The sequence below is a fragment of the Marinobacter sp. CHS3-4 genome, from assembly GCF_030053415.1.
In the GTDB taxonomy this organism is placed as follows: Bacteria; Pseudomonadota; Gammaproteobacteria; order Pseudomonadales; family Oleiphilaceae; genus Marinobacter.
This window is the reverse complement of sequence record NZ_JASGBJ010000002.1, coordinates 1096974-1109689: the sequence shown is the minus strand read 5'-3', so window position 1 is coordinate 1109689 and position 12716 is coordinate 1096974. Positions and strand designations below refer to the sequence as shown.

Sequence of the window (12716 nt, the reverse complement as noted above, 5' to 3'; positions counted from 1 at the left end):
CGGAGCCTGGGCAGGCTTACACGCTACTGCTCAGGTTCTTTCGAAAGCGATCAAGTGATCGGCTTCAACCCGGACCGGCACGTATTCGCCCAGATGGAAATCCAGATGACTGCGGAACAGGGCTTCAAACTCTGTGTCTTCAGAGCAACGGAATCGGTAGAGCGTTGAGGTTCCAGCGAAGGTTTTCTCCACGACCTTGGGCTTGAGGTCAGAATCGGCGTCGTAAACGATGTCGTCCGGGCGTATCAGTACGTCTACCAACGTACCGGTTTCCCAGCGATAAGCCCGGTTGCCGCGAATGACGCCGAGCTCTGATTCAATGGTGTCTGGCCCCAGAGTTTTTCCCGGAATAAAGCCTCCCTGACCAACAAAGCCGGCCACAAAACGATTGGCTGGCTCGTGATAGAGGTTATAGGGCACGTCCCACTGTTGGATGCCGCCATCTTTCAGTACGGCCACCTGATCACACATGGCGAAGGCTTCCTGCTGGTCATGGGTGACCAGAATGGCGCTGATTCCCAGGGTCTTTAGTATCTCCCGAACGTCCAGGCTCAGGCGTCGCCGCAAATCTGCGTCCAGATTTGAAAAAGGTTCGTCCAGCAGAATCAGAGTAGGTTCGGGCGCAAGGGCCCGGGCAAGAGCAACCCGTTGCTGTTGGCCTCCTGACAGTTCATGAGGGTAGTTGTTTGCCAGATCTTGCAGATGAACCACTTCCAGCAGTTCAGCCACCTTTTGCTTTTTCTCGGACCGGCTTTCGCTACGCAACCCAAACCCCACGTTTTCGGCAATGGTGAGGTGGGGGAAAAGCGCATAGTCCTGAAACACCATGCCGATGCGACGTTTTTCTGGTGCCAGTGTCTTGCCAGGCAAACTGATTGACGTACCCTGGAGCGAAATTTCCCCGGTGTTCAGTGGCAGAAACCCTGCCAGCGCCCGCAGTATGGTGCTTTTCCCGCACCCGCTGGGGCCAAGAAGGCAGCCAATATCGCCGTGGCTGAGCGCAAAACTGACGTCCTTGACGACAGAGCCGTCGCCATAGCCACAAGACATGTTGTTGACTTCAAGTAGCCAGTCGTCAGCCTGGTTCAGACTCTGCATCATTGGGTTAATCCAGCCGATTGAGAATCAGAAATTCAAGCAAGGCTTTCTGGGCATGCAGGCGGTTTTCGGCCTCGTCCCAAACCACAGAGCTTTTATGTTCCATCATGTCCGCCGAAATTTCCTCACCACGGTGGGCCGGAAGACAATGCATGAATAAGGCCTGTTTATCGGCAACCTGCATCAGTGCGGGACTGATCTGGTATTCCTGAAACGCTTTCTCACGGGCTTTCTGCTCATCTTCCTGTCCCATCGATGCCCAGACATCAGTGACCAGAAGGTGTGATCCACGGGCGGCTTCGACCGGGTCACGGACAACTTCAACGCGATCGGCATGAGCCTGCAGCAAATTCGGATCCGGATCGTAGCCCTCGGGGCAGGCAATACGGAGATTGAAGTCAAACTGGGCCGCCGCGTTCATATAGGAGTGGCACATGTTGTTACCGTCACCAACCCAGGTCACCGTAGCGCCGCGGATGCTGCCGCGATGCTCACGGAAGGTCTGCATGTCAGCCAGTAGCTGGCAGGGGTGGTAGTCGTCCGTCAATGCGTTGATGACAGGTTTGCTGGATGAAGCAGCGAATGTTTCAACGGTATCGTGATCAAATGTCCGGATCATCACCGCATCGACCATGCTTGAGATGACGATGGCAGAATCTTCCACCGGTTCTCCACGCCCTAATTGGGTATCTCGTGGTGAAAGGAAAAGAGCGGATCCGCCAAGTTGAGTCATGCCTGCTTCAAAAGACACGCGCGTCCGGGTGGATGATTTTTCAAAAATCATCGCCAGAACCCGGTTCCTCAGGGTGTCTCGAATTTTGCCCTGGCGCCATTCATTACGCAGCTTCGACGCGTGGTCGACCACCGCATCGAGTTCTTGTGGCGTCAGGTCATTGAGGGTGAGAAAGTGTCTTGCCATGAAATGGCCCTTCTTTGCAAAGGGGCACAAGTCTAGCCCTTCAGTGGTTTTATGACAACGCTACAGGCTGGTGCGTTGCGGTGGTTTGGTTTGCATCGTTCGAGCCGTGTACAATTAGAGGCAAGTCGTTGCCGAAGGGCAACCCACGATGTATGTGCGAGGATTCAGTTAATGGATATCAACGAAACGATCAAGAACCAGCTTGAAGAAAACCCAATCATTCTCTACATGAAGGGCACCCCGCAGCAGCCGCAGTGTGGTTTTTCTGCCAAAACGTCCCAGGCGCTGATGGCGTGTGGTGAGCGTTTTGCGTTCGTCAATATTCTGGACAACCAGGAACTGCGTGAAGCTTTGAAGGTCTACTCAAGCTGGCCGACTTACCCGCAGCTGTACATCAACGGTGAGCTGGTTGGTGGCTGTGACATCATCCTGGAAATGTCAGAAAGCGGCGAGTTGGCCGAGCAGGTCAAAGCGGCTGCCAAGCAGGCAGAAGCCTGATCCCCTCCTCAGAAGTCACCCGTTTTTAGCTCTACGCTGAACCACCGCTGGCGCTTCAGGGCGTCCGGTGGTTCTGGGTAGGGATTTGCATACAGAGCTGCTTTGTAAGCCAGCAAATCTAGTTTTTTATTGCCCGATGGTTGGCTGACCCGTGCATCGATGAGGGTGCCATTGCCCATCAATCGAAGCTGCAGCCATACCGTTCGTGCCTCCCCCTCTTTGATATCCAGTGTCAGAAACTCTTTTACGGAAACGCCGCCATTCTCGCTTATATTTCGCGCCAGGAGTGCCCGGTAGGCCGTCTCTTCCGTGGGCTTCGTCGATCTCTGGGTAACGCGTTCTGGCTCTGCGGCCTCGGTTGGTTGTTGTGGCCCCCCGGCGGCGCTCAGCGTTGAAGCGAGGGCGCTGATGGATGAGGATGTCTCTCGCCGGGGTTGAGTCCGGGCGTTGCTGCTCTCAGTCGGAGACGAAAGCGGGTCGCTGGTGGGTTCGGGGGTGATCGGTGCCTGGTCTTGCACGGTAGACACCGTCTCGGGTTCGCTGGACTCCGGTGCCGGTTCGTCGATCGCGAAGGGGGTGGCAATCGGCGCGGCTTCGGCACGGGAGGCGGCTTGCTCGCGAGAGGGCGTACTGCCCAGCGGAGTCAACCGCACTTCCACGGTCACCGGATTGTGATGGTGCTCTGGCAAATCGAAGGGAAACACCGCCACCAGCAATGTGTGAGCCAGAAAGGCAATGGAAAGTGCCAGGGTGATCCGGTAGGTCTCCGGAAGACCGATATCCTTGCCATACTTCAGCATTGACCCTTGATGACTCCTGAGTGCGGTTAAGGCAGAACGGCGGAGCAGGCTAGCTTATCCAGCCTTGCTCCGCAAACTGCCAACAACGGCATCCAGTGCGCGATCAATCAGGGCGCCCTGTTCCAGAACCGTCAATCGTCCTCTGCGCAATTCGTGGGCGAGATCAGAGCGAGTCTTCTCAATGACTTTCAGCCCCATGCGATTGACGAAGACAAAGCATTCCGCTTCTTCGATGATCGCCGACAGCTTACAGCGAAAGCTGGCGCCGTTGACGAGGTTGAATTCCACCCAGTTACCGATTTCGATCGCATCTACCTGGGCGAGGTGCTCGGCAATGGCCGCGTTCTCAATCTCTTGCTGGCGTTCGATGGCCGTTTGTGTGGACTTGACCTCTTCCTCTTCAGGTTCCGGGGTATCCTCCATGGCCTCTGCCAGGGCATTCGCGCGGAAGGCCTCCGTCAGTTCGTGCTTGAGGTCTGCCATCATCTCATCCAGTTTGGATGAGTTGTAGGATACTTCTTCAAGCCCGGCTCGCAACGATTTAAGCAGACCCGGTACAACTCGAACCCACTGGTCGCGCTCCTCGTCTTCCTGATGCGGATGGAGGCACCAGATCAGATCATCAACCACGCGGACTGTCTGCGCCCAGCGATGTTCCACATCGTCCCGCAGGTAGGCCAGAAACATCACCCGGCTCCAGCCATTCAGCAGAATGTTGCGGATCGACTCTTTCAGCTTGTAGCGGGAAAGCTTGGTTTGAAGCAGTTTGTCGACGGTTTCCTGCGCTTTCTGGGATTTGATCCGGCCGCGCTCTGATTCACGAGTCCGTTGCTCGACCAGTGAGGACTTGCGATTCTCTCTGGCCAGGAATTGCTCAAACTCTTCGTTCAGGGTTTCGAACAGAGCAATATCGCCGTCAAACTCGTTGAGAATGCGGGCCACGGTTGAATGAATCTGATCGTATAGCTTGTCCCGCGTCTTCTCATCGCTATCACTCCAGCCGATACCTGCGCGGGCCAGACTGTTGAGCAGTCGGCGTGCCGGGTGAGTTGCCTTGCTGAAGAAGGTTCTATCTTTGATGACAACTTTCAGAATGGGAATCTGAAGACGGCTGATCAGCACCTGAACCGGTGCTGACAGGTTGTAGTCATCAAGAATGAACTCAAACAGCATGGAAACGAGGTTAATCAGATCCTCGTCCATTTCGTTCAGCGCGGGCTTTTTGCCATCGTTGGCGGGAGCGCTTTGTGCCAGAAGTTGTTCAACGGCCGAGCGAAGGTCGACCACTGTCGGCGATCCCTCGCTCAGATTGTCGTAGTTCCGAATGTCCGGGGACTGCTGGGGCATATTGCTCAGTAGCCCGACCAGCTCGGCCCCACCAATCACGTGTAGGTTCGGGTCAGAGGATCTTGGTACCTGGCCGGTGTTGGAGCGCTGCATCGCCAGCATCTGGCGAATCTGCTCGAACATGGCGCCCTCGTGATGGCCCTGTGCTTCCCCCTGAACAGACTCCGGTGAAGCGTCCTGTCCCTGTTCGCCCGCGGCGCCGGTCTGAGAGCTTTTTTCGTGCTGTTTACCGGCTTTGCCGTGATAGCGGAAGTTCGGGATGATGCCTGCCTGAATCAGTATGCGGTTGGCTTCATCCAGCAGCATGCCCAGGTTGGAAACTACGTAACGATCAAATTGTTTCAGCAGGATCAGGCGTTCGCGAATCTGGATTTCCAACGCCTGAATGGCTTCAACAAAGGCGCTGCAGAGGTGTTCTGGCGCCATTGGGTTGACGGGTGTCTCTTCGTCGACGTTCGGATAGATTTCGCTGAATCGTGCCTGCAGCTGAAGCAGTGGCCCCTGAAAATGCACCTTGGATTTGGTGATCATCCCATTCAGTGCAACCTGTTCTTCCAGGTCATCGTCACCGACCAGCGACAGGCTGTCTGCGCTTGTAGGGGTTGAACTCAGTTCTTCGGGGGAGGTATGTCCACTTTGAGGCGGATTGGCGAAAAGCTGGCCGACCGCGTTCTGAAAATGGCGTTCGACGCCCTTCCGCTTGATGCGGATTTCGCGCATTGCTTCAAAGTAGCGGTTTTGCTCGTTGTTGCTCCGGGCGTTGTTCGCTAGCTCGAATAGCGAATCATCTACCGCGTCGAAGGCTCCTTGCAACAAATCTCCGAGACCGGCGACAACCGTGTCCCGAATTCTCACAACCTCGGTTGGCAAGGAGCCAGAGCTTCCTGCCTCCCGGTGTTCGCGGAGAAAATGTATGCCGGACTGCTTATTCATGGCCGACTCCTGTGTACGCCTCAACCGGATACAAAACCGAGCAAACTTTAAACAATCGTTTTTATTTTTTCTAATCTACCCTATTTTTACACACGGTAACACAAGTTAGTGTGAACAAAATGTAGTAAACCGTCTACCGGGTGCACAAAAAACGAACTGTACCTTAGTGTGACGTTCGTTTCTTACGCTTTTTCGGGTGAACGATGGCTGCCTTGACGACATTGTCCTTGATTTGAAGGACTTCGACCCTGTGCCCACTGACTTTAAGGCAGACGTTGGTGTCGGGGATGTTTTCCAGGGTCTCGGTGATCAGTCCATTTAGGGTTTTCGGGCCATCCAGGGGGAACTTCCAGCCAAGAGTTTTATTGATCGTGCGCACTGCGGTTGTGCCGTCGATAATAAAGGTGCCGTCCGCCTGAGGAATGATGTCCGGACTGGTCGACGCATAATCGGTGGTGAATTCACCAACGATCTCCTCCAGGATGTCTTCCAGCGTCGCCAGACCGAGCAAGTCGCCGTACTCGTCGACGACCATGCCAAATCGTCTTTTCGCTTTCTGAAAATTGATCAACTGGGTGTTGAGCGGGGTGCTTTCCGGAATGAAATAGGGCTCCCGGCAAAGCTGCATCAGCATGGCTTTGTTGATCTCTTCCTGTTGAAGCAGTTTGGTGGCGTTGCGCAGGTGGAGAACCCCCTGGATGTTATTGATGTCGCCTTTGAAAACAGGCATGCGAGTATGCTGGCTGCTTCGGATCTGACGCAAAATAGTTTCCAGGTCGTCTTCCAGGTCGATGCCGACCACTTCATTTCTGGGCACCATGATGTCGTTCACCGTGACTTTCTCCAGGTCCAGGATGCTGACCAGCATATCCTTGTGCTTGGCGGGTATCAGGGCGCCGGCCTCATTGACCAGGGTGCGGAGTTCTTCACGGCTCAGGTGGTCGCTGGCTGCGTCGGTTGCCGAGACGCCAATCACTTTCAGAATTGCGCCGGTAAACAGGTTAACCGACCAGACCACGGGGTACAGAATTTTCAGTAGCGGCCCAAGTATGTAGCTGGCAGGAAAGGCGATTTTCTCGGGGAAAAGGGCAGCCAGCGTTTTCGGGGTAACCTCTGCGAAAATCAGAATAACAATGGTCAGTAGAATCGTGGCGATTGCAATACCGGCGTCGCCCCAGATGCGGATGGCGATGACGGTCGCAATAGAGGAAGCGAGAATGTTGACGAAGTTGTTGCCGATCAGGATGACGCCGATCAGCTGGTCTGTTCGGTTGAGCAGCGATTGTGCCCGCTTCGCGCCTTTATGGCCGGTTTTGGCCATGTGCTTGAGGCGGTAGCGGTTGAGGGACATCATGCCGGTTTCCGAACTGGAGAAGAAGCCGGACAACAGAATCAGGCAAACCAGAATGACAAACAGCGCGGTAAGCGATGTTTCGTTCAAGAAAAGCGTCCTTCTAAAGCAGAGATGAAGCTAAGTTGGTGGCTGTCGGCCCCGGTGTCAAGGTCGGGAGCGACAAGTGGGAAGAATGGTTGTGCATTGCTCGGGTCAACCACCGCGCTGGAATAACAGTTCAAGTACGAATTTGCTGCCGTAGAAAGCCAGCATCAAAAGTGCGCACCCTGCCAGAGTCCAGCGGCTTGCGGTAACGCCGCGCCAGCCTTTCACATACCGTCCGATCAGAAGTGCGATAAAGACCACCAGGGACAGGAGCGAGAACAAAGTCTTGTGTGCCAGATCCTGAGCAAACAGGTCCTCCACGAACAGTGCGCCTGTTGCAATAGCCAGCACGAGCAAGGTGACACCAGCCCAGACCAGCTCGAACAACAGCGATTCCATGGTCTGGAGCGGGGGCAAGTTTCGAATCATTACGCTGTTGTAGTTGCGCTTGAGTCCGCGGTTCTGCATGTAAAGAAGGACTGCTTGTAAAGCCGCCAGGGTAAAGAGGCTGTAGGCAGTTACCGACAACGCAATGTGTGACAGCATGCCGTAGCTGTCGCCTGGAACCACACGAGAAGACGAATGGGTAATCAAAATCATGATGATGGTCAGGCCTGCAAGCGGGTAAACGCCCAGAAACAGGCTTTGCACAGGTTTGCGCAGGTTCATCGCCAATAACATGGCAACGATGAGCCAGGAAATCAGCACGGAACTCTGGAAGAAACCGAAATTGAATGCGCCCTGACTGTACACCGTTTGGGCAATCAGGAGCCCATGGCTGGTGAGCGCAAGAAGACCGATGAGCGAGGTGATCGCCGTGCTGGTGTGAACTCTGCCTCGAAAGCTGAGTGCCTGCAGGGCGGTGCCGATGCTGTAGAGCAGTAATGAGGTGACCGCGAGGATCAGCGTTCCCATGACATCCTTAAACCACATTCAAACTGAGAATCGGCGGGGATTGACACCGATTTGACCGGGCTGGTCGTTTCAAGGCGCTAGTCTGGTTATAATGTCGCGATTATGCAACTGGAATCAAGGAGCTCTGTCACGAACTTCGGCAGTGTTTCCCTTTGTTTTGCAATCAATTTATCCGGGTACGGAAGAACAGCATGTTTGAAAACCTTCAGGACCGACTTTCTGGTAGTTTGCGCAAAATTTCGGGCCAGGCGCGGCTGACCGATGACAATATAAAGGAAACGTTGCGCGAAGTTCGCATGGCGCTGCTGGAGGCCGACGTTGCGCTGCCGGTGGTCAAAGAGTTTATCGAAGGCGTTCGTCAGCGGGCGGTGGGCCAGGAGGTTCAGCGCAGCCTCTCGCCGGGCCAGGTGTTTGTGAAGGTGGTCCAGCAGGAGCTGGAACGCGTGATGGGCGATGGCACAGAGGCCCTCAACCTGAACACCCAGCCGCCGGCGGTGATTATGATGGCCGGTTTGCAGGGTGCGGGTAAAACAACCACGGTGGCGAAACTCTCACGTTTCCTGAAAGAGCGTCAGAAAAAATCGGTGATGGTCGTCAGTGCAGACGTATACCGCCCGGCGGCGATTCGTCAGCTTGAAACCCTGGCGGGCGAAGTGGGCGTCGAGTTTTTCCCAAGCACAGGTGACCAGGATCCGGTCGATATCGCCAACGGCGCAATGGATGCGGCCCGCAAAAAACATATCGATGTGGTTATTCTGGATACTGCTGGTCGTTTGCACGTGGACGAGCAGATGATGGGCGAGATCGGTCGCCTGCATAAAGCGGTGAATCCGATCGAGACGCTGTTTGTGGTTGATGCCATGACAGGTCAGGATGCGGCGAACACCGCCAAGGCATTTAATGATGCCCTTCCTTTAACCGGTGTCGTGCTGACCAAGACTGATGGTGATGCCCGTGGCGGTGCGGCGCTGTCTGTTCGCCACATCACTGGCAAACCCATCAAGTTCCTGGGTGTGGGCGAGAAGTCGGATGCGCTGGAGCCGTTTCATCCGGACCGCGTCGCGTCGAGAATCCTGGGTATGGGGGATGTGCTCTCCCTTATAGAGGAAGCAGAGCGCAAGATCGATCAGAAGAAAGCCCAGAAGCTGACAAAGAAGATCAAGAAGGGAAAGAATTTTGATCTTGAGGATTTCCGCGACCAGCTGCAGCAGATGAAAAACATGGGCGGTATTGGTGGTCTTATGGATAAGCTGCCGGGCATGGGCCAGATGGCGCAGATGGCCCAGCAGCAGGTGAACGACAAGTCCATGGGCCAGATGGAGGCTATTATCTGCTCCATGACGCCCAAAGAGCGCCGTTACCCCGATGTGATCAACAATTCTCGCAAGCGCCGGATCGCCGGAGGTTCTGGAACCCAGATCCAGGACGTTAATCGTCTGTTGAAGCAGCACAAGCAAATGCAGAAGATGATGAAGAAATTTGGCAAAAAAGGCGGTATGGCTAACATGATGCGTGGTCTTGGCGGTATGATGCCGCCGGGCGGTCCGGGTGGTGGTATGCCACCCGGTGGCCGTATGTAGAAACCGGGACACATTCCCTGTTTTCTTTGGCGTTTAATTAGCATAGAATAGCGCCCCTTTCGAGTATGGGTCTTCGCGCCAGCCGGTGTTTTTAATGCTTGGCTGGGCGTGAATCGTACAAAGTTCGTACAACAGAACAGGATATTGGTCGAAATGGTAATTATCCGTTTGGCTCGTGGTGGCTCCAAGAAGCGCCCGTTCTACCATCTGACAGTGACTGACAGCCGCAAATCTCGCGACGGCCGTTTTATTGAGCGTGTTGGTTTCTACAACCCGATTGCCCGCGGTCAGGAAGAGCGTCTGCGCATTGATCAGGATCGTGTGAACCACTGGATCAGCCAGGGCGCACAGACCAGCGAGCGCGTTGCGAAGCTGCTGAAAGGCGCTTCAGCCGAGTAATTGGCAATAACGTTTCACCGGGGTATCGATATGACTAAAGACTCGCAGGAAACTGTGATTGGTCAGATCACCTCGGTGTTTGGGGTTAAAGGGTGGCTGAAAGTCTATTCCTACACTGACCCCAAAGAAGGAATTCTGAATTACCCTAACTGGACTCTGATCCACAACGGGCAGCGAATTCCTGCAAAGCTTGAAGAAGGTCGCCGCCAGGGGCAGGGCATTGTTGTCCGGCTTAAAGGCATTAGCGACCGGGATGTGGCCCGTAGCTATTGCGGTGCAGACATTCAGGTTCCGATCAGCGAACTGCCAGAACTGCCTGAAGGCGAGTACTACTGGCATCAGCTGGAAGGGCTGACAGTGTTTACGGTGGACGGGCAGTGTCTGGGTCGGGTGGATCACCTGATTGAGACCGGCTCCAACGATGTGCTGGTTGTTCATGCAACCCGCGAATCGATTGACCAGCGTGAGCGACTGATTCCGTACTTGCCTGATCAGGTGGTCAAGCAAGTACAACTTGAGGAGTCAGCCATGACCGTGGACTGGGACCCGGAGTTTTAACCGGTGTGGATTGGTGCGGTCAGTCTGTTTCCTGAAATGTTTGATTCGGTGACCCAGGTTGGGGTGACCGGACGGGCGGTGAGAGACGGTCTGTTGACCTTTCAGTCGTGGAATCCTCGGGAATTTACCCACGACCGCCATCGCACCGTCGACGACCGGCCTTACGGCGGCGGTCCTGGAATGCTGATGAAAATCCAGCCATTGCGGGACGCCATCGATACGGCCAGACAAGCGGCACCGTCTAAGCCTTGTGTGGTGTATCTCTCGCCTCAGGGTGAGCCGCTGACTCAAAAAGTGGTCGAGTCGCTGGCAGCAGAGCAAAGTCTGATTCTGGTTGCCGGCCGTTATGAAGGCGTTGATGAGCGCCTGATAGCGACAGAAGTGGATCGGGAAGTATCGCTGGGTGATTTTGTGTTATCCGGCGGCGAACTGGCAGCCATGGCTGTCATGGATGCGATTACACGCCTCATCCCCGGAGCGCTGGGTCATGCGCAGTCAGCGGAGCAGGATTCCTTTGCTGACGGGTTGCTGGATTGTCCGCACTACACCCGACCTGAAGTCTACGAAGGTCAGGCGGTGCCGGAAGTATTATTGGGCGGTCATCATGATCAGATCCGGCGTTGGCGACTCAAGGAGTCGCTGAGGCGAACCCGGGAGCGACGCCCCGACCTGCTTGAAAAGCGGGTGTTTACGGACGAAGAGCGTGAGCTGCTGGAAGAGATTTTAAACGAACCGGGTGCCTTCGAATCATCAGGGCATTAAAGATTGGGTATCAGGAGCATTACGATGAGCGGCAAGAACAACATCATCAGTCAGATTGAATCAGAGCAGATGACCAAGGAAGTTCCGGAGTTTGCACCGGGCGACACCGTGGTTATCCAGGTGCGTGTAACTGAAGGCAACCGCGAGCGTCTGCAGGCGTTTGAAGGCGTGGTGATTGGTAAGCGCAACCGCGGCATGAACTCTTCGTTCACCGTTCGTAAGATTTCTTACGGCGTGGGTGTTGAGCGTACCTTCCAGACCTTCTCCAAGCTGATCGACAGCATCAGCGTGAAGCGTCGCGGTGATGTGCGCCAGGCCAAGCTTTACTATCTGCGTGACCTGTCTGGTAAGGCAGCCCGCATCAAGGAAAAGCTGGGCTGAGCATCCAACGGTGCTGGCAACAGTTGAAGGAGAAAAGGCAGCCAGTGGCTGCCTTTTCTTTTTTGTATGACGGATAAACGAAGAACCAAGCAGCCGTTAAGGCCCGACGATGAGGCATTGATCGAGCGCTTCTGCGATGCCGTCTGGCTGGAAGACGGGTTGGGCGAAAAGACGCGTCAGGCCTATCGTAGTGACCTTGAGCGGCTGGCGGCGTGGCTGGTCAGTCAGCCGACCAAGCCGCGCCTGACAGAGGTTAACCGCAGTCATCTGTTGGGCTGGATATCTTCGGGGCTGTCCTCAGGCTTCAAAACCTCTACGGCAGCCCGTCGCCTGTCGGGTCTTCGCCGCTTTTATCGCTACCTTTTGCGCGAAAAGCTCATCACGGAAGATCCCACCTTACGAATAGATAGCCCCCGTTTGCCCCAGAAACTTCCTGACTCACTTTCCGAGGAGGATGTTGAAAACCTGTTGTCTGAACCCGACCCGGACGTGCCGATAGAGCTTAGAGACAAGGCAATGATGGAAATACTCTATGGCTGTGGCCTGCGGGTTTCGGAGCTGGTGGCGCTGACCGTGGATGAGGTTAACCTGCGTCAGGGCGTGATTCGAATTATCGGCAAGGGCAACAAGGAGCGTCTGGTCCCTCTGGGTGAAGAAGCTGTGGACTGGCTGATCCAATACATGCGCCATGGTCGTGCTGATTTGCTGAAGGGTCGGCCGTGCGATGCGCTGTTCCCGGGCAATCGTCCGGCCGCAATGACCCGCCAGACGTTCTGGCATCGAATTCGTCACTACGCTCAGCGGGCGGGCATCCACAAGCATCTTTCCCCTCACACCTTAAGGCATGCGTTTGCCACCCATTTACTGAATCACGGTGCAGACTTGCGGGTGGTGCAAATGCTGCTCGGGCATTCAGATCTTTCGACCACGCAGATTTACACTCATGTGGCCCGTCAGCGCCTACAGTCACTGCATCAATCTCACCATCCCCGTGGTTGATGCTGTTGGCAAAGCCGGCTCTGGCGCGGTATTTTGAATCTCAGACATTGAACTAATGGTGCGTCCGTCTGTCGCATATCACCTAAACC

At 55.1% G+C, this 12716-nt stretch carries 13 protein-coding genes; 7 read left to right on the top strand and 6 right to left on the bottom strand.

Features of this window, described 5'->3' with window-relative positions; genetic code table 11:
* Positions 1-30: 30 nt before the first annotated feature.
* Both QLQ17_RS12990 and argF read right to left on the bottom strand, forming a co-directional pair.
* Positions 31-1101 carry an ABC transporter ATP-binding protein gene (locus QLQ17_RS12990; protein ID WP_283210000.1) on the bottom strand — a complete coding sequence of 357 codons (1071 nt, stop codon included), beginning with the start codon at positions 1099-1101 and terminating at the stop codon, positions 31-33.
* A gap of 4 nt (positions 1102-1105) precedes the next feature.
* Entirely contained in the window at positions 1106-2017 is a 912-nt protein-coding gene (gene argF / locus QLQ17_RS12985) for an ornithine carbamoyltransferase (RefSeq protein WP_283209999.1), read from the bottom strand.
* 171 nt (positions 2018-2188) lie between these two features.
* Between argF and grxD the strand changes: the two genes are divergently transcribed.
* A complete protein-coding gene (grxD, locus tag QLQ17_RS12980) occupies positions 2189-2515 on the top strand; it encodes a Grx4 family monothiol glutaredoxin (RefSeq protein ID WP_283209998.1) in 327 nt (108 codons plus the stop codon).
* Positions 2516-2523: 8 nt separating this feature from the next.
* Here the strand turns inward: grxD and QLQ17_RS12975 are convergent, their stop codons facing one another.
* The 4 genes from QLQ17_RS12975 to QLQ17_RS12960 form a co-directional block, all read right to left on the bottom strand.
* Complete coding sequence (locus tag QLQ17_RS12975) at positions 2524-3315, bottom strand: TonB C-terminal domain-containing protein (protein ID WP_283209997.1); 792 nt, start codon at positions 3313-3315, stop codon at positions 2524-2526.
* 54 nt (positions 3316-3369) lie between these two features.
* On the bottom strand, positions 3370-5595 hold the full coding sequence (locus QLQ17_RS12970; protein WP_283209996.1) for a DUF1631 domain-containing protein: 2226 nt from the start codon (positions 5593-5595) through the stop codon (positions 3370-3372).
* A 163-nt stretch (positions 5596-5758) separates the two neighbouring features.
* Positions 5759-7036 carry an HlyC/CorC family transporter gene (locus tag QLQ17_RS12965; protein WP_283209995.1) on the bottom strand — a complete coding sequence of 426 codons (1278 nt, stop codon included), beginning with the start codon at positions 7034-7036 and terminating at the stop codon, positions 5759-5761.
* Between the two features lie 105 nt (positions 7037-7141).
* Positions 7142-7948 carry a cytochrome C assembly family protein gene (locus QLQ17_RS12960; protein ID WP_283209994.1) on the bottom strand — a complete coding sequence of 269 codons (807 nt, stop codon included), beginning with the start codon at positions 7946-7948 and terminating at the stop codon, positions 7142-7144.
* A 191-nt stretch (positions 7949-8139) separates the two neighbouring features.
* Here QLQ17_RS12960 and ffh point away from each other — a divergent pair, with 191 nt between their 5' ends.
* The 6 genes from ffh to xerD all read left to right on the top strand — a co-directional run bounded on the left by ffh (position 8140) and on the right by xerD (position 12627).
* Positions 8140-9528 (top strand): signal recognition particle protein, encoded by a 1389-nt coding sequence (gene ffh / locus QLQ17_RS12955; RefSeq protein ID WP_283209993.1) that lies wholly within the window; start codon positions 8140-8142, stop codon positions 9526-9528.
* Between the two features lie 153 nt (positions 9529-9681).
* The gene (rpsP, locus tag QLQ17_RS12950; protein ID WP_283209992.1) at positions 9682-9927 is read left to right on the top strand and encodes a 30S ribosomal protein S16; all 246 of its coding nucleotides are present in this window, start codon (positions 9682-9684) and stop codon (positions 9925-9927) included.
* Positions 9928-9957: 30 nt separating this feature from the next.
* Positions 9958-10485 (top strand): ribosome maturation factor RimM, encoded by a 528-nt coding sequence (gene rimM / locus QLQ17_RS12945; protein WP_283209991.1) that lies wholly within the window; start codon positions 9958-9960, stop codon positions 10483-10485.
* Positions 10486-10488: 3 nt separating this feature from the next.
* A complete protein-coding gene (gene trmD / locus QLQ17_RS12940) occupies positions 10489-11247 on the top strand; it encodes a tRNA (guanosine(37)-N1)-methyltransferase TrmD (RefSeq protein ID WP_283209990.1) in 759 nt (252 codons plus the stop codon).
* A 24-nt stretch (positions 11248-11271) separates the two neighbouring features.
* Positions 11272-11628, top strand: a complete 357-nt coding sequence (gene rplS, locus QLQ17_RS12935) for a 50S ribosomal protein L19 (RefSeq protein ID WP_283209989.1) — start codon at positions 11272-11274, stop codon at positions 11626-11628.
* 66 nt (positions 11629-11694) lie between these two features.
* Positions 11695-12627, top strand: a complete 933-nt coding sequence (gene xerD, locus QLQ17_RS12930) for a site-specific tyrosine recombinase XerD (protein ID WP_283209988.1) — start codon at positions 11695-11697, stop codon at positions 12625-12627.
* Positions 12628-12716 lie beyond the last annotated feature (89 nt).